The organism is Mammaliicoccus sp. C-M13 (assembly GCF_022386845.1).
In the GTDB taxonomy this organism is placed as follows: Bacteria; Bacillota; Bacilli; order Staphylococcales; family Staphylococcaceae; genus Mammaliicoccus; species Mammaliicoccus lentus.
Genome location: NZ_JAJNHQ010000011.1, coordinates 89,241 through 114,498 on the forward strand (window position 1 = coordinate 89,241; position 25,258 = coordinate 114,498).

25 protein-coding genes and 1 riboswitch are annotated in these 25,258 nt (G+C 32.1%); of the genes, 15 read left to right on the forward strand and 10 right to left on the reverse strand.

Translation table 11 applies throughout. The annotated features are described in order from the left end of the window. The first annotated feature begins 279 nt into the window (after positions 1-279). Positions 280-918: a hypothetical protein gene (locus tag LQ615_RS10005; protein WP_103268549.1), complete on the forward strand. Its 639-nt coding sequence runs from the start codon at positions 280-282 to the stop codon at positions 916-918. A 68-nt stretch (positions 919-986) separates the two neighbouring features. Here the strand turns inward: LQ615_RS10005 and LQ615_RS10010 are convergent, their stop codons facing one another. Further along, complete coding sequence (locus tag LQ615_RS10010) at positions 987-1,520, reverse strand: hypothetical protein (protein ID WP_239703894.1); 534 nt, start codon at positions 1,518-1,520, stop codon at positions 987-989. A 132-nt stretch (positions 1,521-1,652) separates the two neighbouring features. Further along, complete coding sequence (locus LQ615_RS10015) at positions 1,653-3,266, reverse strand: BCCT family transporter (protein ID WP_239703895.1); 1,614 nt, start codon at positions 3,264-3,266, stop codon at positions 1,653-1,655. A gap of 241 nt (positions 3,267-3,507) precedes the next feature. Between LQ615_RS10015 and LQ615_RS10020 the strand changes: the two genes are divergently transcribed. Further along, positions 3,508-4,083, forward strand: a complete 576-nt coding sequence (locus tag LQ615_RS10020; RefSeq protein WP_016999229.1) for an ArsR/SmtB family transcription factor — start codon at positions 3,508-3,510, stop codon at positions 4,081-4,083. After that, complete coding sequence (locus tag LQ615_RS10025) at positions 4,083-5,330, forward strand: MFS transporter (RefSeq protein WP_026023626.1); 1,248 nt, start codon at positions 4,083-4,085, stop codon at positions 5,328-5,330. Before LQ615_RS10020 ends, LQ615_RS10025 begins: the two co-directional genes overlap by 1 nt. A gap of 19 nt (positions 5,331-5,349) precedes the next feature. Here the strand turns inward: LQ615_RS10025 and LQ615_RS10030 are convergent, their stop codons facing one another. Then, on the reverse strand, positions 5,350-5,931 hold the full coding sequence (locus tag LQ615_RS10030) for an alpha/beta hydrolase (RefSeq protein ID WP_218729853.1): 582 nt from the start codon (positions 5,929-5,931) through the stop codon (positions 5,350-5,352). 36 nt (positions 5,932-5,967) lie between these two features. On the opposite strand from LQ615_RS10030, the gene LQ615_RS10035 reads away from it, so the two are divergent. The 5 genes from LQ615_RS10035 (at position 5,968) to LQ615_RS10055 (ending at position 9,210) form a co-directional block, all read left to right on the forward strand. Further along, entirely contained in the window at positions 5,968-6,939 is a 972-nt protein-coding gene (locus LQ615_RS10035; protein WP_016999232.1) for a VOC family protein, read from the forward strand. Between the two features lie 15 nt (positions 6,940-6,954). Next, positions 6,955-7,317: a hypothetical protein gene (locus tag LQ615_RS10040; protein ID WP_147640572.1), complete on the forward strand. Its 363-nt coding sequence runs from the start codon at positions 6,955-6,957 to the stop codon at positions 7,315-7,317. A 228-nt stretch (positions 7,318-7,545) separates the two neighbouring features. After that, positions 7,546-7,869 (forward strand): PadR family transcriptional regulator, encoded by a 324-nt coding sequence (locus LQ615_RS10045; RefSeq protein WP_016999234.1) that lies wholly within the window; start codon positions 7,546-7,548, stop codon positions 7,867-7,869. Beyond that, a complete protein-coding gene (locus tag LQ615_RS10050) occupies positions 7,862-8,422 on the forward strand; it encodes an HAAS signaling domain-containing protein (RefSeq protein WP_016999235.1) in 561 nt (186 codons plus the stop codon). The genes LQ615_RS10045 and LQ615_RS10050 overlap by 8 nt, the downstream gene beginning before the upstream one ends. Further along, a complete protein-coding gene (locus tag LQ615_RS10055; protein WP_064211293.1) occupies positions 8,419-9,210 on the forward strand; it encodes a DUF4097 family beta strand repeat-containing protein in 792 nt (263 codons plus the stop codon). The genes LQ615_RS10050 and LQ615_RS10055 overlap by 4 nt, the downstream gene beginning before the upstream one ends. A gap of 115 nt (positions 9,211-9,325) precedes the next feature. Here the strand turns inward: LQ615_RS10055 and LQ615_RS10060 are convergent, their stop codons facing one another. Next, positions 9,326-9,658 (reverse strand): helix-turn-helix domain-containing protein, encoded by a 333-nt coding sequence (locus LQ615_RS10060; protein WP_016999237.1) that lies wholly within the window; start codon positions 9,656-9,658, stop codon positions 9,326-9,328. Between the two features lie 138 nt (positions 9,659-9,796). Then, a riboswitch (guanidine-I (ykkC/yxkD leader) is annotated at positions 9,797-9,895 on the forward strand. Between the two features lie 50 nt (positions 9,896-9,945). On the opposite strand from LQ615_RS10060, the gene LQ615_RS10065 reads away from it, so the two are divergent. After that, positions 9,946-10,269, forward strand: a complete 324-nt coding sequence (locus LQ615_RS10065; protein WP_016999238.1) for a DMT family transporter — start codon at positions 9,946-9,948, stop codon at positions 10,267-10,269. A gap of 1 nt (position 10,270) precedes the next feature. Next, positions 10,271-10,585, forward strand: a complete 315-nt coding sequence (locus LQ615_RS10070; protein WP_016999239.1) for a DMT family transporter — start codon at positions 10,271-10,273, stop codon at positions 10,583-10,585. Between the two features lie 7 nt (positions 10,586-10,592). On the opposite strand, the gene LQ615_RS10075 is transcribed toward LQ615_RS10070, so the two are convergent. Next, positions 10,593-11,045 (reverse strand): GNAT family N-acetyltransferase, encoded by a 453-nt coding sequence (locus tag LQ615_RS10075; RefSeq protein ID WP_103268547.1) that lies wholly within the window; start codon positions 11,043-11,045, stop codon positions 10,593-10,595. A gap of 107 nt (positions 11,046-11,152) precedes the next feature. Between LQ615_RS10075 and LQ615_RS10080 the strand changes: the two genes are divergently transcribed. The 3 genes from LQ615_RS10080 to LQ615_RS10090 all read left to right on the forward strand — a co-directional run bounded on the left by LQ615_RS10080 (position 11,153) and on the right by LQ615_RS10090 (position 14,566). Further along, positions 11,153-12,049 (forward strand): TIGR01777 family oxidoreductase, encoded by an 897-nt coding sequence (locus LQ615_RS10080; RefSeq protein WP_147640573.1) that lies wholly within the window; start codon positions 11,153-11,155, stop codon positions 12,047-12,049. Positions 12,050-12,176: 127 nt separating this feature from the next. Beyond that, positions 12,177-13,388 (forward strand): ornithine--oxo-acid transaminase, encoded by a 1,212-nt coding sequence (rocD, locus tag LQ615_RS10085; protein ID WP_016999242.1) that lies wholly within the window; start codon positions 12,177-12,179, stop codon positions 13,386-13,388. A gap of 107 nt (positions 13,389-13,495) precedes the next feature. Then, positions 13,496-14,566: an NAD/NADP-dependent octopine/nopaline dehydrogenase family protein gene (locus LQ615_RS10090; RefSeq protein ID WP_103268545.1), complete on the forward strand. Its 1,071-nt coding sequence runs from the start codon at positions 13,496-13,498 to the stop codon at positions 14,564-14,566. Positions 14,567-14,648: 82 nt separating this feature from the next. On the opposite strand, the gene LQ615_RS10095 is transcribed toward LQ615_RS10090, so the two are convergent. Beyond that, complete coding sequence (locus LQ615_RS10095) at positions 14,649-15,812, reverse strand: MFS transporter (protein ID WP_103268544.1); 1,164 nt, start codon at positions 15,810-15,812, stop codon at positions 14,649-14,651. A 177-nt stretch (positions 15,813-15,989) separates the two neighbouring features. On the opposite strand from LQ615_RS10095, the gene LQ615_RS10100 reads away from it, so the two are divergent. Then, positions 15,990-16,919: a VOC family protein gene (locus tag LQ615_RS10100; protein ID WP_103268543.1), complete on the forward strand. Its 930-nt coding sequence runs from the start codon at positions 15,990-15,992 to the stop codon at positions 16,917-16,919. A 218-nt stretch (positions 16,920-17,137) separates the two neighbouring features. On the opposite strand, the gene LQ615_RS10105 is transcribed toward LQ615_RS10100, so the two are convergent. The 4 genes from LQ615_RS10105 to gltC form a co-directional block, all read right to left on the reverse strand. Further along, entirely contained in the window at positions 17,138-17,905 is a 768-nt protein-coding gene (locus LQ615_RS10105; RefSeq protein WP_017000867.1) for a YibE/F family protein, read from the reverse strand. Continuing rightward, positions 17,905-19,020, reverse strand: coding sequence for a YibE/F family protein (locus LQ615_RS10110; protein WP_017000868.1), 1,116 nt, complete (start codon positions 19,018-19,020; stop codon positions 17,905-17,907). The genes LQ615_RS10105 and LQ615_RS10110 overlap by 1 nt, the downstream gene beginning before the upstream one ends. 71 nt (positions 19,021-19,091) lie before the next feature. Further along, positions 19,092-19,703, reverse strand: a complete 612-nt coding sequence (locus tag LQ615_RS10115) for a DNA-3-methyladenine glycosylase (RefSeq protein WP_064204267.1) — start codon at positions 19,701-19,703, stop codon at positions 19,092-19,094. 15 nt (positions 19,704-19,718) lie between these two features. Beyond that, complete coding sequence (gene gltC, locus LQ615_RS10120) at positions 19,719-20,606, reverse strand: glutamate biosynthesis transcriptional regulator GltC (protein WP_103268542.1); 888 nt, start codon at positions 20,604-20,606, stop codon at positions 19,719-19,721. A gap of 144 nt (positions 20,607-20,750) precedes the next feature. On the opposite strand from gltC, the gene gltB reads away from it, so the two are divergent. Next, entirely contained in the window at positions 20,751-25,244 is a 4,494-nt protein-coding gene (gene gltB, locus LQ615_RS10125) for a glutamate synthase large subunit (protein ID WP_103268541.1), read from the forward strand. Positions 25,245-25,258: the final 14 nt, after the last annotated feature.

Consider the following 25,258-nt stretch of genomic DNA (forward strand, 5'->3'; position numbering starts at 1 on the left):
GTTTTAAAGGGCTCAAAGTAAATCAGATTTAGAAAAACTTATTTTATGAATTGCTTTGTTTGTTATGGAATTTTTTAACAAATATATGTAATATAAAGTTAATATCATATTTGGATAGGTGAATTTTGCAGGGAGTGAAACGTTATAAAGAAGTTACTTTTAGCACTAGTTGCATTTATTGTAATAGGGGCTGCTATATATTTTTTTGTTAATTTAAAATTTGATAGAGACAATAAAATACATCACTATACTTCAAAAGATGGAATTGAGGGTGAATATATGATTTATCCTGTTTCAAACCCTAAAGGTGTATTAGTTTGGTTGCATGGTGACGGTGCTTATGAATTAAGTCATCCTGATTCAGAGTTGTATCTAGGTGGAAAACTTGGCGTTAAGAAGGTAGCTAAAGATAAGAATTTAACTTTAATTGTTCCTAAAACACCAGCCGATGACTATATTTGGTGGAAGAAGGGCGAAGAAAACTCAAAATATTTAATAGAACTTATCTCTTCTATACCCAATCATGATCATTTATGGATTGGAAGTTTTTCAGGTGGTTCAGAAATGACAACTTATTGGTTAATTGATCAATTACCAATGTTAAACGTTAAAGAAGGAGGAGCGGTTCTATTTGGTGGCGGGGGTTCGCCGAAAACAGAAGGTATAGCAAATCATGTAAAAAAAGATGAAATAGTATCAGGAACATTTCCATTAACTTGGATTGTTGGTGAAAATGACTATGGCCTTCAGACTGAAGATGATCCAATCAGTGCTATTGAAACAAGTAAAGAAGGTCAGTTATTCTATAAGGAACAAGGATGGAAGACAGAAAGAAAAGGATTAAAAGGATACGAGCATGTACTTTCTAAAGATGGTGAAGGTTTATATGGTTATTATCTAAAAGAATACATAAATTAGAATAATATTATAGAATGGGACTACGAAATTTTTTTAATAAAACGAAATTTCTGTCCCACTCCTTTATGTCACTTTATGTTGAGGATTTTTTCGATATCTTGAGTAGATTTCCATTCTTCTAAAGTAGAAGGATCAATATGTAGAAATATTCCATCTTCAGTGTTGATGTATTCTCCGTCTTGAGAACCTTTACCACCGAAGTAATAGGACTGATTATTTTTTTCGAAATAATCTTTAAGGGCTTGTTTTAAAGATTGTCTTAATTTAATTTCTTCTTTAACTTCATTATTGTCGTAATAATAATTATCGATTTTAGTCGAACCTGAAGTAATGCCATGGTGTTGGTTCATATATGCTATTTCTTCCCAACTAAAGTATAAGTATTCGCCCGTACTAAAGGAATATTGAGTAAGTGGAACAATAGAATCCTTCCATTTAATATTAATAAACTCAGTTAAATCTTCAATTTTTAGAATGTAGTTATCATTATAATCTTTCTTAACATTAGGAACACTATTAATCCAACTTACTACATCTTCTTCAGTATTGAATGCACCTATTAATTGAGTTGTTTCATCGTCTTGAAGAGATAATATATACACTATAATCGCCTCCTTTTTTCCTAATTTTACCACAGCAAAATAAATTTAAAAGGTAGAGGAACAGAAATCTACTTGTCATAAAAAAAGATCCCGAGACGAATTTTTATGTCTCGGAATCTTAAAATGTTTATATTATACAGGTCCATTATCATAATAAGTTTCTTTTTTAGAACTATCTCTTTTTTCATTCTCAAATGAATTTATATATTCTTGATAACGTCTTTTATTTGGTGTAATAGTCATACCTAAATACTTACGATCACCGTTAGCATCTTTATAGAATGCAATCACCATCAAAATAATTACAAAGCTAAATGGTAGAGCTGAAATAATTGCGGCGGATTGCAGAGCGTCTAGACCTGTATCGCCACCTGCTAATAACAATACATACGCAATAGCTGATAAAGAAACGCCCCATACAATTTTTACAAAACCTGATGGATTTAATCTACCGAAAGATGTTTGCATGCCTAAAACAAATGTTGCTGAATCTGCTGATGTAATAAAGAAGGATGCAATCAGAGCTAACGCTACAATTGATAGAACAAATCCAAACGGCAGTTCATTAAAAATACCAAATAATTGTGTTTCTGCAGGCAATTTAAATATAGCATTGTGTTCTTTTCCAGTTTCTATACCTGTAACACCGAATACAGTGAACCATATAATACTGATTACTACAGGTACTCCTAGGACACCACATACGAATTCACGAATAGAACGACCTTTAGAAATTCGAGCAATAAATAAACCAACGAATGGACTCCAACTCATCCACCAACCCCAGTAATATATCGTCCACGTTTGCAGCCATTTTTCTTTTTGCTCATTTAATGGTGCGACGTCTAAACTGTTATAAATAAGCGTGTTTAAATAATCACCAGTACCTGCTGTCATCATATTTAAAATTAATAATGTAGGGCCAACTATAAATAAAATAACGAGTAATATAGTTGCTAATATCATATTTAAATTACTTAAATATTGGATACCTTTACTTAAACCGCTCCAAGCACTATATAAGAACAGAACTGTTACAATGGCGATGATAATGCCTTGTACTAGTTTATTATTTGGCACATCAAATAAGTAATTTAAACCTGCATTAATTTGAATAGCACCTACACCTAGAGAGACAGCTACACCTATGATTGTAGCGAAGACAGATATAACATCTACTGTTGTACCTATAGGGCCTTCAACTTTATTACCTAAAATAGGACGTAATGTTCTAGATATAAGCCCGTTTTCACCTTTACGAAATTGAGAATAAGCTAAACATAAAGCAACGATTCCATATATTGCCCAAGGGTGAAATCCATAGTCCATAAAGGAACCTCTAAAAGCTTCTACCATTGCCTCTTTTGTTTCAGGTTTAGCTGTTGGAGGAGCGAGGTAATGAGCTATTGGTTCAGATGCCCCATAGAACACAAGACCAATACCCATACCTGCACTAAATAGCATAGCCAACCATGAAACTGTATGAAATTCAGGTTTGTCATCAGGCTTTCCAAGTTTTAATTTCCCGATAGGGCTAAAGACTAAGAAAATAGTAAAGCCTAAAATAACTGTATAAAGTAACATGTAATACCATCCGAAAGTAGTCGATACCCAAGCTGACATCATACCAGTGATTTCTCCGAATTGTTTTGGGAGAATAGCGCCGATTACTACAAGGAAACCAACAATACTTGCCGCATATACAAATACATTAGAAAATTGTTTTTCTTTATTGATAACATTCACTTCCCCTTTAAAAATAAAATACAGTTTTAAATCATACCATAGTGAGTAAGATATTCAACCGTGCATAGGGAGGTAGTGAACTTCCATGAAAGTGTTTATAAGTATTAAAAATTCTGTTGATTATGATTAGACCATACTTTGTACCAAATTTTGACTTACATGTATCATTAAAATATATACCCTTGTTTTAATTTATTTAATCGGTTAAAATAAGTTAACCGTAAAATATGGAGGGGAAATCATGGAATATAATAGATATGAAATTAATACTTTTGATGAACTGAAATGTATTTCTGATAAATTGAGAATGGAAATCTCAATGTTGCTTATTGAAAAAGAAATGACAGCAACTGAAATTGGCAAGAAACTAGAGATACCGAAAGCCAAAATTTTTTATCACCTTAAAGAATTAGAAAAGTATGAAATGGTTAAATTGAGTCGAAGCGAGGTTAAAGGGAGTAACGTGTATAAATATTATGTGGCGACGCATAATGGTTTTAAAGTGAATCCTCATTTATTGAATGTTTATCAAGAAGAAATTTCTAATTCTACTAAAGGTATGATGCTAGCGCAAATTAATAGAACAATTGATGTTTTGAATACTTATGGTTTAATTACTACTGATGAACAGTTAATTTCTAAGACGGTTCAAGCTAGGTGGTCTAAAGCGCAGTTTGAATCTTTTAATGAGCGACTAGATCAATTAATTGAAGATATTGATAAACAAGAAAAAGATGGCTCAGAACCTTTATATTATTTAAACATGGTAGGGTTTGAAGTTAGCGATAAAATTTTTAATCGTCAGGATAATGAATAATGCGGTCAGTCTTAAAACATCATTCGTTTATGCGCTTGATATTTGGGAGGTTACTAACAAATACTGCCGACAGTATTTATTTCATTACCACGATGTGGCTTATTTACGATATTACTAAAAGTTCAGCTATGACGGGATTATTGAGTAGTTTAATTGTAATACCAAGCTGTTTACAAATGTTTTATGGTCCTGTTATTGATCACTTTAATGTGAAGAAAATCCTCATTAATTCTCAGCTTGTGCAAGCAGTTTTGATTGGGTTTATTGCAGTTATGTTATTTTTCAACTATGAAAATGCAGTTATTATTATCATACTTGTAGTATCAGCTGCTCTATTAGGCGAAGTGTCTTATCCTATTAGTAATAAATTAGTCCCTTCGTTATTACCAAAAGATAAAATTGTAACCGGTAATGCCATGATGTCTTTTTCTAATCAAAGTATGGATTTAGTATTGAATACTGTTATATCTATTTTAATATCAGTGGTGAGCATTTATTCATTATATGTTATGAATACGATTGTGTTTGTTGTAGCAGCAATTGTGTATTCTACAATTAAAATAAAAGCAAACCAAAATATAACGAATCAATTCAGTTTCAAAGATTATAAGCAATCTTTAGTAGAAGGTATGTATATTGTTAGACATTCTTTGCTATGGATTTTTCAGATTGGTGCTTTTTCCGTTAATTTTGGTATTGGAATAGTTTATACAGCATTACCGGTCTTATCCCATTATTTAAATGAACCTGTATACTACGGATTATTCTTGTCAGCTATTTCATTAGGTATGGTTTCATCGACTTTAGTTGTAAGTTTTATTAAGAAATTTCCTTTCGGTAAAATCATGGTTATCACATTTTTAATGTCGGGTGTATGTTTGTTAGTAGGGTTTATTTTGCCCGTTTATCTATATATTGCTTTCTTTGCTGTCAGTTGGCTTTCAGTGGGATTAGCTAATATTTTATTTTTATCAGCTGGACAAGCAATTATTCCAGAATTTATGTTAGGACGCATTACATCCATTACTAGTAGTTTAGGTGTGATAGGTTTGCCATTGGGCAGCTTGATAGGAGGATTCTTATTAGAAGTGATTAATCCTATTTCCATGATTAGTTTAACAGGATGTTTCTTTATTATATTAGGCATCATTTGGTTATTGCATCCGCAACTATTTAAGTTAAAAGCGATTGACCATTTAACTTTGGAAGATTTTAATATTAAAATAAAAAATAATCCTCCAAATTAAAATTGGAAGATTATAATTGTTAAATTAAACTTTTTAATAACTCTATTTCTGGATCAACTAGCTCATGATCGCTATCTAATAGTTCGAAATGGACTTTTTTGAAGTAAGGTTTAAGTTGTTCTGCTAAACCTTTCACATCGCCTGGAAGCGCAAAATAATCGTTAGCACCAGCGGTAATAATTAAAGAAGTGTTATGATAATTTTTTGAAATGTTATAATTTAATTGAGCTGGATGTAATAGTAAAATTTGATCTACGTGTGCTAAAGATTGCTCGAGCAGACCAAGTATAAAGTTTGCTCCATTTGAGTACCCTAAAAATATGACTTTATCATATGAATGTTCGTAAATGAAATGGTTCCAAAATTGTATGAATGATTTTGTACGATGATTGAAATCATCTCTATCAAGTTGATTGTTTTTCAGTGGTGCAAAAAAACGTCTTTCTATGCCTTCACCAACGTTGCCTAAAAAGCTAAGTGTATGAACATCTGGCATTATTTCACCGGAAATAGGTAGCAGCTGATATTGATTGCCCCCAGTACCGTGAAACAGTACAATAAGCGTATTGTTATTTTGATTTTCTTGTAAGAAGTATTCCATAAAATCTCCTCCATAAATTTGAAAGGGGTGTCGTGTATGAATCACCATTCAATTATACACCATGTATCCATTATAAATAATGACGCAGAACAATCTTTTAATTTCTATCGTAATATATTAGGTCTTAATTTGCTAATGAAGACTGTAAATCAAGAAAATTATGAAATGTATCATATATTTTTTGCAGATAAATACGGACGTCCTGGGACTGAAGTAACCTTATTTGAAATGAAAGAGGGAACTAATAATCATTTCGGTACGAATGCGTTTGATAGATTATTATTTAAAGTGCCTTCAAAAGAATCTTTAAAATACTGGGAAAGACGCTTCGATGAACTTGACGTTTGTCACTATGGTTTAGAAATTTACACTGACCGCAGTCTTATTCGCTTCGAAGGTCCAGACGAGACACCACTAGGTTTAATCGTTATGTCTGAACAAGAGAATTTAGATGATTATTACACAGATGAAAAAGGTATAATACCTATAGAGCATCAAATTATTGCATTGGATTCTGTACATATGCGAACAAAGTATCCTGAGGCAAGTAAACAATTTTTCCAAAAATTATACAACTGGGAAGCGTATGAACGTACTACATTTTTCGATACTCAATTACCCGTTGAGATATTGCATAACAATAATCATAATATGTATCATGAAATACATATTGTTCATGATGCATTTAATAAACTTGAAGAACAAGGATTTGGGGGTATTCATCATGTAGCTATCTCAGCAAATGATGAGGAAGCACTTGTTCAAATTGAAAAGACATTAGATAAATTGAATATGAAACACTCATCAATAAAAAATAGAGGTTTCTTTAAATCTATTTATTACAGAGATCCTAACCAAGTGCTTTTTGAAGTTGCAACAATGAAACTCAATATCGACGAAGTGAAGTTCGAACAAAAATCTTTCGAAGAAATACCACTTTATTTGCCGGAACATTTAGAAGAAAAACGTACATTTATTGAAAAACAACTTAGAAAATCAAAATTTTAAATGAGGTGATTTTAATTGAATTCAGTAATTGAAAATATTAAATTTAAGCCACTTCGATTTACATTTACGTTTGTATTACCAGCTATTTTAATCATAGTATGTTTAGCCATATTTAAAACATCAACATTCACTTTATGGATGGGCGCGGTCTGGATTATACAATTTTTCCTAAACTTTAATCTATTTATATCGAGTGAAGTTTTAAATGATAAACTTAATAACATAATTAAAGAAAAAGGAATTACAAAAGAACAACTATTTGATATAACTGGTTTAACTAAATATGAAGTGACTGAAAGAAATGGTTATTATGACTTTTATTTCTCAGGATCTAAAAAGAAAAAATATTTAAAAATGCTTAAAAATTATAATGCTTAAATACATAGTATTTGATTTGAAAATCCTTGTTCAAGATAATTCTCCTAATCCGTTAGATGTTAACTTTCGGATTAGGAGAATTTATTTTTATATAGCATTTTTAATTTTTGATATAAATATATCTAGACTATTTATTGTTCAGTACCTTGCATTGTTTAATAGTGTGTGGTATATTTTTTGCAACAGCTATTATACATTGTTTAGTACTGAATAATGTGGGGGAAAATTATGAATATACAATTTAAAAAAGGTGCACTTGAATTTATAGTATTACTTATTATCAAAGGTGAAGACCAATATGGGTATTCATTAATTCAAAAAATAACACCTAGAATCATGATATCTGAAGGAACGGTTTATCCATTACTTAGACGTTTAGTTAAAGACGATTATTTAACGACTTATTACAAACCTTCAACTGAAGGACCAGCTAGAAAATATTATAAAATAACGGATTTAGGAATTGAGAGGTTAGAAAGTTTGTTAGATGAATGGAAGAGCTTTACAGAAGCGGTAGATTTATTTTTAGAGGAGAGTGAAATTGATGAATAAAAAGACATATTTAAACACGTTAAATAAACATTTGAAGAATATTTCTGATGAGGAACGTGCCGATATTCTAGATGAATATGAAACTCATTTTATTAGTGGTATCGAAGACGGACAAACTGAAGATATGATTGCTAAAGAGCTAGGACATCCTAAAGAAATTGCTAAAGAGCTCAATGCGACATTAGCACTTGATAGAGCAGAAACAAATAATAAAGTGGGTAACGTATGGCAAGCCATTATATCTGTGATGGGACTAGGAATATTAAATTTCTTTGTTATTTTAATTCCATTTGTCATTATTATTTCTATTTTATTTAGTTTTATCGTGACAACATTATCTTTATTAATTACACCAGCAATGTTGATTGTAAAAGGGCTTTACAATGGATTTGATGCAATACAATCAATTGACGTTTATGTCGTCATAACTAGTTTTGGTTTAGGTTTAATGATATTTACAGTCACTTATTTATTAACGAAATGGTCGTATAAATTGTTTGTAAAATATTTAAGATGGAATATTTCTATCGTTAAAGGAAGTGCTAAATCATGAAGAAAACATTATGGATATTATTTGGTGCTGGATTAATTTTGTTTATAGTATTTGGCACTATGACGTTAATAGAAGGTCAAAAATCAGCAAAGAACATGAGTGAAGAAACGCTTATTAATGAAACTTACCAAAGTGAGATAAAGAATATCAAAGTAAATGGAAAAGATGCAGCCGTAAAAATTAAAAAAGGTAACCAATTTAAAGTGAAATCAGTTGGAAGCAAAGATGATTTCCAAGTAAGCTCAAAGGTTAGAGGCGATACTTTAGATATTAATGTTAAAAATCAATTTGACATAATAAATTTTGATTTATTTAAAAACATGCATACACAAATTGAAGTTACAGTACCAGAAGAATTAAATAGCTTAAATGTAAAAACAGATACAGGGAAATTAAGCGTTAAAGATATTAAATCTCAAACTTCAACATTTAAAGTAGATACAGGTATGATAGATATTTCAAATTCACAATTGGGAAATTTAAAAGTGGATTCAGATACTGGAAAAATTTCAACGCATAATATAGATTTTGAAAGTGGCAAATTAGAAGCAGACACAGGAACAATTAAAATGAATGGTGTACCAGCTGATAAACCACTTAATATTAAGACAGACACAGGTGCTATTAAACTAATATATAATGAAGCACCAAAGAATACATTTTTAGATATCGAACAAGACGTCGGTAATGCTAAAATCAATCAACCAGAATTGAAAAATAAAAAAGTAGGATCTGGAGATAATTTAGTGAAAATTACGAGCGATGTGGGTTCTATTCAAATAGATTAATCAAATATTTTAGAAGCACTTAGGACATAATTCCCAATTCAAAATAAACAAGCATATCACTTAACTAATATTTTAGATAAAAGTGATATGCTTATTTTTATAAAATCATTATAAATTATTTTGAAGAAATATCTTTTATTAAATGATAAACTTCTCTTTTCTTCTCTTTACTTAAAGATCTTAATAATTGTATAGATTCATTAATGAGCATGGAGTCTTCTTCGTCTTCATAAGCTTCAGGGACATTGACCCACCCCATGATATACGCAGGTGTTGTTGAAAGAGCGATAGCTAATTTTTCGACCATTTTTGGCGTTAGTTTAGAAGTCTGTCCCGTTTCATAACGAGAAATTGTAGACTGGTTTACATCAGCTAGTTTAGCTAATTTATATGTCGTAAATCCAAGTTCTTCCCTTCTTTGTTTAATACGATATCCTGTATGATTCAATGATTTCACCTCAATTACTTTAAATCATAGTCTGTTATATATATTATATATGATTTGTGTTGTTATTTGTTAATTTGTGATACGAATTATACTTTCATTGACCAGTCAAAATCTATTTGCTATAATTCAAATTAATTTAATAAAGCTTTCTAGGGTTCCGTAACACAATGTTAGCCTGGACCGAGAGAAAGCCACAAGTTAATGCTTGTGACACGGAAGGATAAAAGCCTGGGAGACTTATTTTTAATATAAGTTTCTCGGGCTTTTTAATTTGAGGAGGAATCATAATGAATTGGTTAAAAATTATCATTGGTGCAGTATTTGAGGTGGTCTGGGTAGTTGGTTTAACACATTCAAGTAACGTATTAGAATGGATTGTTACTTTAATAGCTATTGTAATTAGTTTCTATTTATTAATAACAGCTTCAAAAGCATTACCTGTTGGAACATCGTATGCAGTTTATGTTGGTTTAGGTGCTACGGGTGTCACAATTGTTGATTTTGTATTTTTCGGACAGCCAGTCGTTATTGGCAAAATCATTTTAATCATCACACTTATTATCGGTGTAGTAGGTCTTAAATTAGTTACACCAGAAGGGGAGGAAAGTTAAAATGGCTTGGTTAATATTAATTATGGCAGGTTTATTTGAAATGTTAGGCGTACTCTTCATTAATATTTACTCAAAAAGAAATAACGTTAAATCTTTATTAGGTCTCATGTTATTCTTTGGCTTAAGCTTTATTTGTTTAACAATCGCAATGAAAAGTATTTCGATGAGTACGAGTTATGCTGTTTGGACAGGCATTGGTGCTGTCGGTGGTGCACTATTAGGAATTATATTCTACGGTGAATCCAAAAATATAAAAAGAATTTTATTTATCGGAATCATACTAGCGAGTACAATCGGTTTAAAATTAATTAGTTAACGTTATTTTATAAATCATAATTTATTTCCATCCATTCAGGTGCTTCTTCAAATCCTAATTTTTTATAAACGGGTTTACCTAAAGGAGAAGCAGCTAAAAATATTTTTTTAATGTCACGCGCTTCAGCATCTTTAATGAGTAAAGAAATAATTTGTTGTGCGATGCCATGACCTCTAAAGTTAGGATGTGTGTATATATTAGTTACGTATGCACGTTCTCCTGATTGGTTTATGTATGAAGGAGGAAATGGATAATAAATAATTGCGCCCGTAGCAATTACTTCTTCATTTTCGACTGCTAAAAGCTGATAAAGAGATTCGTCTGTTATGACATTTGTAAAAAATGTTTCTAAATCATGATCAATATCTATAATGGGGTTTGAGCCTTCATCTATTAATTGTTGTTTTCTTAGTTTTACAATTATATTTAAGTCATCAATCGTTGCTTTTCTTATATGCATGATAACTACTCCTTGTCGTTTATTTATTATGGGTCATTTTTTGATTTAAGGGTATAGTACCATTATAGATGAACAAATAAAACAACTTAAATTAAAGTAGGGATAAAATGAAAAGAATACTCATAACAGGTGGCACAGGTTTAGTAGGAAGTGAACTAGTTGATTATTATTTGGCAAATAACGATGAGGTCTATGTTCTAACGAGAAGTGATAGAGATTCTAACAATACATCTTTATATTATATTAATTGGTCGAAAGAAAATTGGGAAAAAGCAATACCGAAAATAGATGTTGTAATCAATTTAGCCGGAGCTAGTTTAATGAACCGTTGGACAGAGGATTATAAAGAAACTATTATGAATAGCCGTATAGAATCAACGAATCGTTTGTTTAAATTTTTTGAGGCACAAGACTATGCACCAGAAGTATTATTTAACGCGAGCGCAGTTGGTTATTATCCACCTTCCAAAGTTGTATCTTATGACGAATATGATCAATTCTTATCTCATGACTTCTTATCTACAGTCGTTGAAAGATGGGAAGAAACAGCATTATTATTTAAAGAATTAGGAACAAGAGTCGTTATCGGTAGATTTGGTATCATTCTTTCTAATAAGGGAGGAGCTTTGACTACAATGGTTAAGCCTTATAAATTCTTTGTTGGCGGTTCTTTAGGTTCAGGAGAACAGTGGATGAGCTGGATACATCTTGAAGACTTAAAAGAGGCCATAACAACTTTAATTAATAATAAAGATAAACAAGGTGTGTATAATATTTGTAGTCCAAACCCTGTGCGTCAAAAAGTGTTAGGAAAAACAATTGCTCAAACTATAAATAGACCGCATTTCTTGCCAGGACCAAAATTTGCTTTAAGGGCGGTCTTAGGTGAACAATCGACAATGATATTAGATGTACAAAGAGTATTTCCTAAGAAATTATTGGAGATGCGTTTTCCATTTAAATATCCAGAAATTGATGAAGCAATCAAAGACTTATTAAATTAAATAGATTAAATTATTAAAAGAGAAGTGAAAAACTTCTCTTTTTGTTTTGACTTATTCTCCGATAATATGTATCATATATGAATAATAATACGAAATATAGAATATTTATTATGAAGGTGGATGTTAAATGAATAATTATATTGAACTAACTGAAAAGTATAGCCCGAATAACTATAGCCCTTTAAATATTGTTTTGACAGAAGGTAAAGGTGCATATGTTAAAGATTCAGAAGGTAATACATATATTGATTGTGTGTCAGGTTTCTCTGTATTAAATCAAGGACATTGTCATCCAAAAATCATTCAAGCATTCTTGGAACAAAGCCAAAAGATTACGATGACTTCAAGAGCTTTATATAGTGATAATTTAGGCGTTTGGGAAGAAAAAGTATGCAAACTGACGAATAAAAATAAAGTCTTGCCGATGAATACTGGAACTGAAGCGGTAGAAACAGCGATTAAAGTTGCGACAAAATGGTCACAAGATGTGAAAGGTTTAAATGCGCATGATGCTGAAATTATAGCAATGGAAGGTAACTTTCATGGTAGAACAATAGGCTCATTATCTTTATCATCAAATGATCAATATAAAGAAGGGTTTGGTGAGCTAGCTGGCAATATAAAATATAGTGAATTTGGAAACATTGAGGATTTATCTTCTAAAATCACATCTCAAACTGCAGCTATTATATTAGAACCAATACAAGGTGAAGGTGGCGTCAATATTCCACCAAAGAACTTTATTAAAGAAGTTAAAGAATTATGTGATGAACATAATATATTATTAATAGCTGATGAAATTCAAGTCGGATTAGGCAGAACTGGTAAGATGTTAGCAATTGAGTGGGAAGACGTTGAAGCGGATATAATATTACTCGGAAAAGCTTTAGGTGGTGGCTTTTATCCAATATCAGCAATAGCTGCTAATGATGATATTATGCAAGTTCTGACACCTGGAACACATGGATCGACTTTTGGTGGTAATCCATTAGCTTGCGCGGTTTCAATAGCATCATTAGATGTGTTAATCGATGAGTCTCTACCAGAGCGCTCTGTAGAATTAGGAGATAAATTATTAAAGGGTCTCCAAGAAATTAAAAGTCCAATTATTAAAGAAGTAAGGGGCCGTGGTTTATTTATGGGAATAGAACTCAATGAAAATGCACAAGAAATAGTATCAGAAATTAATCAACAAGGTGTTTTATGTAAAGAAACGCAAGGAAATATTATTCGTTTGGCACCTCCATTAGTTATTGAAGATAAAGATATTGATACCATCATTAACGTTATAACTGGTGTTATAGAGCGTGTATCAACGAAAGAATTAAATGAAAAATAAAATTTTTAAACGTTTTTAGTTAATAATTGTAATCATTATGTTAAAATTTCTTGGGTATTTATAAAATAAGCAATTATTTATGATGCTAAAAGAAAGGAGTTTTAAAAATGAAAATTGCAATTGTTGGCTCAGGTAATGGTGCAGTAACAGCTGCTTTAGATATGATAGATAAAGGTCACGAGGTTAAATTATATTGCCGAAATCAGTCTATAAATAAATTTGATAAAGCTTTTGAAAAAGGTGGATTTGAATTTAATAATGAAGGCGATAGTAAGTTTATAAAATTCACGAATATTAGTGATGATATTGAATATGTATTGAAAGATGCAGAATTAATTCAAATGATTATACCATCATCATTTATAGAACATTATGCTAAAACGATGGCGCCTTTTGTTAAAGAGAATCAATTAATACTCTTTAATATGGCAGCAGCAATGGGATCTATTAGGTTTATTAATGTATTAGAATCTAAGCATATTGATTTTAGACCACAATTTGCTGAAGTTAACACATTAACGTATGCTACGCGTGTTAATTATGATACTGCAGAAGTAAACTTATCTTTAAATGTGAAAAAAGTTCACTTTTCAACATATTATAAAACTTATTTAAATGAAAGCTTTAAATTAGTAGAGAAGTTATACCCTTATGTTGTTAAAGAAGAAAGTTTATGGAAAACAAACCTAGAAAACGGTAACCCAGAAGTACATCCTGGACCAACTTTATTAAACGTTGGTCGAATAGATTACTCAAAAGATTTCTCATTGTATTCAGAAGGTATTACACCTCATACGTTAAAATTACTTCATGCTGTAGAATTAGAAAGATTGGCACTCGGAAGAAAATTAGGGTTTGAGTTAAATACTGCTAAAGGTGCTCGTATTGAAAGAGGTTATTTATCAATAGAAGACGAAAACGTCCCTCTTAATAAATTATTTAATGACAGTCCTGTCTTTTCTCAAATACATGGACCAAATTCAGTAGACAATCGCTATCTTACAGAAGATATTGCATACGGATTAGTACTTTGGTCAAGTTTAGGGAAAGTTATCGGCGTAGAGACACCTAATATAGATGCAATTATCGCTATTGCATCAACAATTCTAGAAAGAGAATTCTTTGAAGAAGGTCTAACAGTAGAAGAACTTGGACTAGAAAAGCTAGGTTTAGCATAAAGCAAAAAGTGTTAACAATAAAAAAGAGTAAAGACATTTACACACTGTAGATGTCTTTACTTTTTTTGTATTAATAAATTATTTAAGTTGTGCTATCTCTAAATAGAGAACGGCTAATGAACACAGCTATAAAGGTTAAGAGTAGTGACAATATACCAATGCCTAACCATTCTAAATGTACATAGATATAACCGCCTAATATTGTTAATAAACTTGAGCCTACATAGTATCCTAGTAAATATAATGTAGACGCATGAGATTTGCTTGATTCTGTAAGTGTCGCTATATAACTACTTTGAATAGAATGTGCACCAAAGAATCCAAATGTCATTGCTGCTAAACCTACAATATCAATAGGTAAGTATGTGATGAATGTTAAGGCAATTCCTACAATCATAATGGTAATGGCAAGTGCGTAAGCTTTTTTAACACCAAGTTTAATACTTAATTTACCGAAATTGATAGAGCTATATGTACCAATTAAATAAAGTATAAATATAAAAGCAATAGTGGATTCGCTTAAAGAGAATGGAGGTTGTTCAAATCTAACAGTAATATAACTGTAAATTGTCACGAATGTACCCATTAATAAAAATGATAATGACATTGTTTTTAAAACTGCTGGAATTTTTAATAATTTAATGTATTTAAGCAAATGTTGTTTAGGGGAAATCCAGTTCGGAGTTTGGACTTTTGATACAGGTAATAAAGAGACCATCAAAATAGCAAAAATTAAATTAATTACGCTTAATGCACCAATTGCAATTTGCCAATTGAATAGATCAGTTAAAATACCGACAACGACACGTCCAGACATACCACCAAACGTTGTGCCTGCAACATATAAACCCATAACCTTACTTACACGGTCTTTATGAACTTCATCAGCAATATATGCCATGGCAGTAGAAGGAACGCCACTAAGTACTAAACCCATTAATCCTCGAATCACTAAGAAAACTTCAAATTGCTTAACAAATACACTAATCAAAGAAAGTATACTCACTAATAATACAGAGATAGACATCATACGTTTTTTTTCAATGTTGTTTAACATTGGAACGATAACTAATCCGACACCTAGCATAAAAGTAGAAATAGAAAGTGTTAAGCTCACATCAGATAACGAAACATCAAAATAGTGACTTAAGCCATTAAATATCGGTTGAGTTACATATAAACTGGAAAAAATAATAAAACCAGCTAATAACAAAGAAATTGATCTCTTTTTCTGTTCACTTGTCATGACGCATCTCTCCTTATTTTTTAATCATACATTTAAAAAAATGATTTTTCGAAAAATATGCATATTAAGACTACCCTCTCACTGAGTCCACTGCGAACGGTGTATAAAGTGAGTTGTATTTTTGTGCATGGATAATGAAACAGTTATAATGTACTTAAATATATAGGAGGTACAATTATGGTAGAAATATTAAGGCATCATCATATTTCAATGTTAACGAAAGATGCGAAGTTAAATAAAGATTTCTATGTAAACAAACTTGGTTTACGATTGTATTTAAAGACAGTCAATCAAGATGATACATCTATGTACCATTTATTTTATGGAGATGAAGTTGGCACACCTGGAACGTCATTAACATTTTTTGAGTTAAAGTCGATGGGTCAAACTTACAAAGGTACGAATAGTATATCTAGAATAGGATTGCTTGTACCTAGTGAAGAAAGTTTAAGTTATTGGAAAGAGCGCTTTGAAGAAATGGACGTCGACCATGATGCGATTGGCATTTACAATGGGCTTATGGCACTGCATTTTCGTGACCATGAAGGTCTAGAAATGGTATTGTTACCGAACGGTGATAGAAGGACGCCTCAAGATTGGCGTAATAATAGTTATTCAGATGTTCCGAAAGAACACCAGATTATGGGCATGGGGCCAATAGAATTTAAAATGGACCAAGTTACTGATATGAAAAACTTCTTGGAAAATGATTTAAACTTTGATGTCGCTGATTCCGAAAGTGAATTGCTTTATACAAGAGATCAAGAAGGATTGTATAGTGATATCGTACTAGTTGAAGAACAAGGAAAAAGAGGAAAACCGGGTAAAGGTAGTATTCACCACCTTGCTTTATCAGTCGCGGATGAAGAAGAGTTAAAGAAAGTAAAAGAGCTATTAGATAGTAAGAATGTCGTACATTCCGGCATAATAGATAGAGATTTCTTCAAAAGCTTGTACTACAGACATTCACATATATTAATTGAATTTGCTACAGAAGGACCGGGTGTCCCATACGATGATATTGATCAACTAGGAGAAAAATTAGATTTACCAAATTTCTTAGAGTCTAAGAGAGAAGAAATTGAATCAAATTTAGAGCCTATTTAATTAGAAAAGAATTCAGAAGATAAATGTTCTTGAGAACGAACAAAATCGAAAGTTTTATAAAAAATGAGGCTGGGACATAAATACTTGTCTCAGCCTCTTTTATTATAATGGCAGTAGCTGACTGGATTGAAAATGCGCTTATATCAAGCTTTTTCCAACCCTAGTCCCACTCCCATTATTTTGAGTAAGGAGTTTATTTTCGAACTTTTTTACATACTCTAATGTTCATTTAATTTATTGCGTCTTTTTATTAATTGTACTGTGATGATAGACGTTATAGGAATAGCGATACTGACTGCTATACCACCTAATAATATTGAAATGATTTCAGCTGCAAATATTTTAGCGTTTATAATTTCTCCAAATGTATAATTTAATTTTCCAAACCAAAAGAACAATGTAATTTGTCCGCCTATATAAGCAAAATATATTGTGTTTGTTGTTGTTGATAATATATCTCTACCTATAGTAAGTCCAGATTTAAAGAGTTGTTTTAAAGATATATTTGGTTGTGCTTCATATAGCTCGTACATAGGAGAACTGATAGAAATTGTTAAATCTATTACAGCTGCAATTACAGCTAAAACGATGGTAAAGACCATTAATTGTGCATAGTTAATACCGATATTCATCGAAAAGATATAAGTTTCATCTTGTTCTTCTTCTGTGAAACCTTGCAACATAGATATATCTACAATAAAGTATATTAATCCTATGAGAATGAGCGTTGTTATTATTGTAGCTAAAAATGCTGATTGTGTTTTTGTATTATATTCATTGATATAGAACAAATTGATGCATGCTATTAATAAACAAAAGATGATAAGCACGATAAAGATTGGTGCTTTATAGATAATAAGTAATATTGCGATAAATAATGTGAATATGTTTAAGAATAATGTTATAAATGAACGGAATCCTGTTTTGCCTCCAACTAAAATCATTAAAATGAGAAGGATAACAGCTAAAATGAAAGTAGTATCCATTATTTAGCCTCCTCTCTCTGCATAAATAACATCACGATAAAAATCGTAATAGGAATCGTGATGACAATACCTATCCCGCCCATCAAAGCTCTTGAAATTTCAAGGGACCAATTCATCGATAGTGTATACGTTACAGTATTGTTGTTTTTAAAATAAAGTATAACCATTGGGATACTTCCGGATAAATATGCAAAGAATAGTATGTTGGTCATTGTACCCATAATATCTTTACCTATATTGATACCAGATTGCTTTAACCGCTTCATAGATATTGTAGGATGTTGCGCCTTTATTTCATATAACGAACTTGTGAGTGTGATGGCAACATCCATAACGGCTCCTAAAGAACCGATTAAGATGGAAGCTAAGAATATTTGTGTTGGTTGAATTGTTAAAAAGCTCATCGTTTCATATTTGATGCCATTGCTGTTTGTTAAAGTCATAATCAGTTGAGAAATTCCTATACTGATAAAAGTGCCGAGCAATGTTGAAAGAATTGCAACGAATGTCTTTTTTGAAAAACCACTGACTAAAAGTAACGAAATGATAGTAGAAAAAATAACGGTTATAGCCATTAAAATAAAGAAATGCTGATTATCATTTTTCATGAAATAATTAATCATTATTAAAATGACAGATACATTTATAAACAACGAGATAATTGAATAAAGGCCAGATTTTCTACCAACCATGAGTAAAGTGAATAAAAATAATCCGGTCATAAACACGACAGACGTATCTCGTTTTAAGCCTTTAATAATTGCAGAGCTTTCTTCACCAGTGTATGAGATGAGAACTTCATCACCTTTACGGTACTTTTCAGAGTCAGTAAGTGAGTCTGTGTATTTATGAGGTACGGTTAATGTTTTGCCTTTATATTTTCCATTAACAATTTTTAATTTTATGTTTTCGGTATGTACGATATCTTTGTTTTTATTTTGGTCAACTGTATTTTTACTTTTTTGATCCGTAATATTTGTGATGTGGCCAATAGGTGTCTTATAAAATTGCGCGTTATATTTTGTGAAGATTAAAGCCCCTATTAATAATACGATGAAAGCTAATATCGCTATATTGAAAGGTTTCTTTAAACTCGTTTTGAATTGCTGTTTCATATCATTGCACCATCACTTTTAATTTGTATTGAATAACGTATAGTATACGTATGAAAAAATGTGAATTCAAACTATTTCCATGTTTGTTCTATTGGTAATGTATCACGCTTTCTCGCTCTCGAAATATAAGGATGCCCCGCAACAGTAAATCTTAAATGTTTTTCTGTCCATTCACCTTTGTTAGGTACGCCAATGCGAGCAGATGTATCGATGTTTTTAGGGTACTTTCGATTCATCGTATCGATTTTAAGACTGCCCGCTCCAATTTTTGTGCCATCTAGTGATTTAGATATTTGCATAGCTTGTGTGAATTTCCCAGGTCCATTTGTAAGTTCCACACCCGTCTTGTGATTACGGTTGATTTCCATTTGTTCTATGCCATTTTCAGGTTCTATAGCTCTTAATAACACACCTTGAGGTTCACCTTCAGTTTGTGTAACGAAGTTGATGAGCAACTGTTTGTGCATACTATGAGCATAAATTGTGCCACCTTCACAATATAGCGATTTGACACTCTTTGTATTTTTCCCGTTAAAGGAATGTGCAGCTTGATCGTGAATACCTACATATGCCTCTGTTTCTACAATATAACCTGTGTAAGTTAAGTCTTCAGTTTCATGAATCAGTCTTACCCCTAGTAAGTCCTGAGCAATCTCTTCGGTTGTTCTATTAATAAAGTCCATTGATTTAATTACCTCCTAATGATAAGTCGTTTGTCTATGAAGTAAAGTCTGAGCAAAATTGACGAATGCATTTAATTGCGCATGTTGGTTGTTCTGTTGATAGACGATATAAATTGTTCTTTTCAGTTCTGTGTGCGTAAGAGGTATTTTAACAAGGTGTTCATCCTCTATACCACCACTTAAATAATCAGCGATAATTAAAACACCTTTCTCAGCTAGTAGTGTTTGTTTTAATAAAGTTGGATTTGAAATTCGATATACTTTTTGTGAAGCATGCTTCCTTATAAGTTGTGCGATTTGATCCGGCAGTGTGTTGTAATAATAAATATATTGATGACTGAGTTGAGACAATGGTGGTTTCGGGTTCATAGATAAATCATTGTTGTTATGAACATATAAATTATAAGTTTCTTCAAACAAAGTGTTTTTAATAGTGTTTTTATTATTCATCATTTTAGGTGTTAGTTCACAAAGTGCGATGTCTATTTGATGAGCGTTTAGAGCTTCTTCAATTTCTATAGGTGTCATAAGCATCGGTCTTATTTCTATATTATGTTCTTGTTCAAACGATTTAATAATTGCAGGTAAGGCTTGTGCAACATAGCTTTCAGTATAAGCTAGTCTAATAGCTCTCTTATCAGTCTGGTCTTGATGAATAAATAATTCAGTAGTTTCTTCTACTAAATCTAAAATTTGATTCGCGTAAGATAGTAGTAATTCACCACGTTCAGTTAATTTTACATTTCTACCTTCTCTTAAAAATAAAACTGTATTGAGTTCTTTTTCTAAATTTGCAATTTGTCTGCTAATAGCTGATTGAGCAATTTCTAATTCTAATGCAGCTTCTGAAATGTGTTCCCGTTGTGCGACTTCTCTAAAATATATTAACTGTTTAATTTCCACGCTTTCCACCTCTTAAATTTATATTATCTAATTTTTAGATATATTTCATCTATTTTATATATTGTTAAGATAAGTCACATTAAAGTATGATGTTAACTATAAATTAGAGAAGGTTCTGAAATTTTAAATTCGAGGTGATGTAGTATGTCATTAAAAAAAGATAGAAGACGACTTGGCCTATATGATTCAGCAGATGAGCATGATGCTTGTGGAATTGGTTTTTACGCCAATATGGATAATAAAAGGTCACATGATATTGTACTGAAATCAATTGAAATGCTTTGCAGATTAGATCATAGAGGTGGAGTTGGCGCTGATGGTATTACTGGCGATGGTGCTGGTATTATGACAGAAGTCCCTCACCTCTATTTTAAACAGAAGCTAAAGTTAAAATTACCATCTGAAGAACATTATGCAGTAGGGATGTTTTTTACAGATGAAAAGATTGCGGGTAGTATTCACGAAAAAAAGTTCAATGCTTTCTTTGAAGAAGAAGGCTTAAAAGTTATAACGTATCGAGACGTACCAGTAGATACTTCTGTATTAACTGATCATGTTGCAGAAACAATGCCAGCAATACAACAAGTTTTTGTTGAAAATAAAACGAGCGAACATTTTGATCGTTCGTTATTTATTGCTCGTAAACAAATTGAACGTTATGGTGAAGAGCAAAATTTAGATTTATACTTTGCAAGTTTATCTAGAAGAACGATTGTATATAAAGGTTGGTTGCGATCGGATCAAATTAAAGGATTATATGTCGATTTATTAGATGATGCATATGAATCAAAATTCGGTTCAGTTCATTCAAGATTTAGTACGAATACATTTCCGAGTTGGAAAAGAGCTCACCCTAATAGATTATTGATGCATAATGGTGAAATCAATACGATTAAAGGTAATGTGAATTGGATGAGAGCGCGCCAAGATAAATTAATAGAAACGATTTTTGGAGATGTTAAAGATAAAATTGGAGAAGTTTTAGACGAATCTGGTAGTGATTCTTCTATTGTAGATAATGCGCTTGAATTTTTAAGTTTAAGTATCCCACCAGAGCAAGCGGCTATGTTACTTATACCTGAACCATGGTTATACAACGAAACACAAGACCCTAAAATTAGAGCTTTCTACGAATATTACAGTTATTTGATGGAACCATGGGACGGACCAACGATGATTAGTTTTTGTGACGGTGATAAATTAGGAGCATTAACAGATAGAAATGGATTAAGACCAGGTCGATACACAATTACTGACTCAAATGAAATTATTTTCTCATCTGAAGTTGGAGTAATTGATGTTGATGAAGAGCATGTTCTATATAAAGGTCAATTAAACCCAGGAAAATTATTACTTGTTGATTTTAAAGAAAATAAAGTTATTGAAAATAACGAATTGAAACAAAGAATAGCAAGCGAATATCCTTATGAAGAATGGGTACGTCAACAAGATTTAAATATTAACGACGTCATAGCGACACCATCAAGAACAAGTCAAGATCAATTATTCCAATTACAAAGAAGGTTTGGTTATACAAAAGAAGAAATCAATAAATATATGACGGAGTTAGTTAGTGAGCGAAAAGACCCGATTGGTGCTATGGGATTTGATACACCAGTTGCAGTATTGAGTACACAACCTGAATCATTATTTAATTATTTTAAACAACACTTCGCACAAGTTACCAATCCACCAATTGATTCATATCGAGAAAAAATTGTAACGAGTGAAATGGTTTATTTAGGCAAAGAAGGTAATCTATTAGAACCCCATCAAGATAATACGAAACGTATACAGCTAAATCATCCTGTATTGTCTAAAGCACAACTTCAAAAAATCCAAAATAGTACTTATCAGACAAAATTTATTTCTACGGTATATGAAACATCGCTTGAAGATGCTTTAGACGAACTATCGCATAAAGTTTCACAAGCTGTAGCAAATGGTGCAGAAATAATAGTACTAGAAGATGAGTCGGTAAATGATTTAGAAAACCAATTTGCTATGCCGATGTTATTAGCAGTTAGTCATATTCATCAAAGTTTAATTAGAACTGGTCAGCGACTTGATACAAGTATCATTGCATATTCAGGTGAATGTCGAGAAGTCCATCATTTAGCTACTTTAATTGGATATGGCGCTAATGCAGTTGTTCCATATTTAGCACAGTATACAATAGAAGACTTAACAGAAACGGGTAGACTAACAGGTACTGTAGAGCAGAATATCGATGCGTATAGTCAAACGTTGTCAGCAGGATTGATTAAAGTAATGGCTAAGATGGGTATCTCGACTGTTCAAAGTTACCAAGGCGCTCAAATATTTGAAGCGATAGGTTTAGGCCAAGATGTGATCGATAAGTACTTTACAGGTACACCGTCTAAACTATCTGGGATTTCAATTGAAACGATAGACCAAGAAAATAAAGCGAGACAATCTGAAAATATTAAATATTTAAATTCTGGAAGTACGTTCCAATGGAGACTACAAGGTGACTATCATGCCTTTAACCCTAAAACTATTCATTTATTACAACATGCGTGTAGAGAAAATGATTACAAGATGTTTAAAGAATATTCAGAAGCGGCTGATAGTGAAAGAATGACTCATTTAAGAAACTTGCTTGAATTCAAAGAGAAAAAAGCAATCGATTTAAAAGAAGTAGAATCAGCAGATCAAATTGTAACAAGATTTAAAACAGGGGCAATGAGTTTTGGTTCAATATCTGAAGAAGCACATCAAACATTAGCAGAAGCAATGAACCGTATTGGTGGTCGTAGTAACAGTGGTGAAGGTGGAGAAAATCCAGAGCGTTACATCGTGAAACCGGATGGTACAAATTATATGAGTGCTATTAAACAAGTTGCATCTGGTAGGTTTGGTGTTACAAGCGATTACTTGCAACATTCTAAAGAAATTCAAATTAAGGTAGCGCAAGGTGCTAAACCAGGTGAAGGCGGACAATTGCCAGGCACTAAAGTTTATCCTTGGGTAGCTGAAGTTCGTGGTTCAACGCCTGGTGTAGGATTAATATCACCGCCGCCACATCATGATATTTATTCAATTGAAGATTTAGCACAGCTAATCCATGATTTAAAAAATGCAAATCGCAAATCAGATATTAGTGTGAAACTTGTTTCAAAATCAGGTGTAGGAACAATTGCTGCAGGTGTAGCAAAAGCTCATGCAGATAAAATTGTTATTAGTGGCTATGACGGCGGTACTGGTGCTTCACCTAAGACAAGTATTCAACATGCAGGTCTACCATGGGAAATCGGTTTATCGGAAACACATCAAACACTTATGTTAAATGGTTTACGTTCCCGTGTCACATTAGAAACAGACGGAAAATTAATGACTGGCCGCGATGTTGCATTAGCATGTGCATTAGGCGCTGAAGAATTTGCTTTCGCCACGGCACCGTTAGTAGTCCTTGGCTGTATTATGATGAGAGTTTGTCATAAAGATACGTGTCCAGTAGGGATTGCTACACAAAATGGAGAATTAAGAAAACTATTTACTGGAAAAGCAGACCATATAGTAAACTTTATGTATTTTATTGCCGAGGAAATAAGAGAAATTTTAGCTTCATTAGGCCTTAAGTCTATGGATGAGTTAGTAGGTCGAACAGATTTATTAGAAGTTTCGGAACGCTACTACACACACCCTAAAGCGAAAGAGCTAGATTTAGAGGCATTACTATTTGTTATCGAAGGAGATAAACATCGCATTATGGATCAAGATCACCAACTTGATAAAGGTTTTGATTTGTCTAAACTTTATGATGATGCTAAAGCTTCTATTGATTATGGTGAGAAATTTGTTGGAAGCTATAATATTAGAAATATTGAGCGTAATGTTGGTGTGATAACTGGTAGTTATATTACGGAAGTACATGGAGAACCTGGACTCCCAGAAGATACGATTTATGTCAAAACGTTTAAACATGCAGGACAAAGTTATGGTGCATTCACGCCTAAAGGTATGACTTTACATCATACTGGCGATGCGAATGACTATTTCGGAAAAGGGTTATCAGGCGCTAAACTTATTTTAAAGGCTCCAAACGAAGCAAGAGAAAATAATATTATTGTTGGTAATGTATGTTTTTATGGTGCAACGAGCGGTACAGCATACATTAATGGACGAGCTGGTGAACGTTTTTGCGTTAGAAATAGTGGTGTAAATGTGGTTGTAGAAGGCGTGGGTGACCATGGTCTAGAATACATGACTGGTGGACGTGTCGTGATTTTAGGTGATGTTGGACGTAACTTCGGTCAAGGTATGAGTGGTGGCGTGTGTTACGTTGCTCCATCTGACATAGATGCATTTAAAAGAACAAACGCACTTGACACGCTAGAATTTGAAACGTTAAAAGATAAAAGTGAAATTACTAATTTGAAATTAATGCTAGAGGATCATGTTAAATATACAGATAGTAAAAAGGCGAAAATCATGTTAGAAGATTTTGATTTAATCGCGGAGAAAGTTGTAAAAGTCATTCCCAAAGACTATAAATTGATGATGCAGAAAATTTCACAGTATAAACTAGAAAATGAAGAAGATGCACTGTTAAATGCGTTCTTTGATGATCGTAAATCTATAGGTGATGAAGAAGAATTAGCTTCTGTTTATTAAGAAGGAGGGCATAA

Bases quoted from the DNA above. Each gene is read 5' to 3' on its own strand.
- LQ615_RS10005 (WP_103268549.1), top strand. From the start codon at position 280: ATGATTTATCCTGTTTCAAACCCTAAAGGTGTATTAGTTTGGTTGCAT.
- LQ615_RS10020 (WP_016999229.1), top strand. From the start codon at position 3,508: ATGGAATATAATAGATATGAAATTAATACTTTTGATGAACTGAAATGT.
- LQ615_RS10025 (WP_026023626.1), top strand. From the start codon at position 4,083: ATGCGGTCAGTCTTAAAACATCATTCGTTTATGCGCTTGATATTTGGG.
- LQ615_RS10030 (WP_218729853.1), bottom strand. From the start codon at position 5,931: ATGGAATACTTCTTACAAGAAAATCAAAATAACAATACGCTTATTGTA.
- LQ615_RS10035 (WP_016999232.1), top strand. From the start codon at position 5,968: ATGAATCACCATTCAATTATACACCATGTATCCATTATAAATAATGAC.
- LQ615_RS10045 (WP_016999234.1), top strand. From the start codon at position 7,546: ATGAATATACAATTTAAAAAAGGTGCACTTGAATTTATAGTATTACTT.
- LQ615_RS10050 (WP_016999235.1), top strand. From the start codon at position 7,862: ATGAATAAAAAGACATATTTAAACACGTTAAATAAACATTTGAAGAAT.
- LQ615_RS10055 (WP_064211293.1), top strand. From the start codon at position 8,419: ATGAAGAAAACATTATGGATATTATTTGGTGCTGGATTAATTTTGTTT.
- LQ615_RS10065 (WP_016999238.1), top strand. From the start codon at position 9,946: ATGAATTGGTTAAAAATTATCATTGGTGCAGTATTTGAGGTGGTCTGG.
- LQ615_RS10070 (WP_016999239.1), top strand. From the start codon at position 10,271: ATGGCTTGGTTAATATTAATTATGGCAGGTTTATTTGAAATGTTAGGC.
- LQ615_RS10075 (WP_103268547.1), bottom strand. From the start codon at position 11,045: ATGCATATAAGAAAAGCAACGATTGATGACTTAAATATAATTGTAAAA.
- LQ615_RS10080 (WP_147640573.1), top strand. From the start codon at position 11,153: ATGAAAAGAATACTCATAACAGGTGGCACAGGTTTAGTAGGAAGTGAA.
- rocD (WP_016999242.1), top strand. From the start codon at position 12,177: ATGAATAATTATATTGAACTAACTGAAAAGTATAGCCCGAATAACTAT.
- LQ615_RS10090 (WP_103268545.1), top strand. From the start codon at position 13,496: ATGAAAATTGCAATTGTTGGCTCAGGTAATGGTGCAGTAACAGCTGCT.
- LQ615_RS10095 (WP_103268544.1), bottom strand. From the start codon at position 15,812: ATGACAAGTGAACAGAAAAAGAGATCAATTTCTTTGTTATTAGCTGGT.
- LQ615_RS10100 (WP_103268543.1), top strand. From the start codon at position 15,990: ATGGTAGAAATATTAAGGCATCATCATATTTCAATGTTAACGAAAGAT.
- LQ615_RS10105 (WP_017000867.1), bottom strand. From the start codon at position 17,905: ATGGATACTACTTTCATTTTAGCTGTTATCCTTCTCATTTTAATGATT.
- LQ615_RS10110 (WP_017000868.1), bottom strand. From the start codon at position 19,020: ATGAAACAGCAATTCAAAACGAGTTTAAAGAAACCTTTCAATATAGCG.
- LQ615_RS10115 (WP_064204267.1), bottom strand. From the start codon at position 19,703: ATGGACTTTATTAATAGAACAACCGAAGAGATTGCTCAGGACTTACTA.
- gltB (WP_103268541.1), top strand. From the start codon at position 20,751: ATGTCATTAAAAAAAGATAGAAGACGACTTGGCCTATATGATTCAGCA.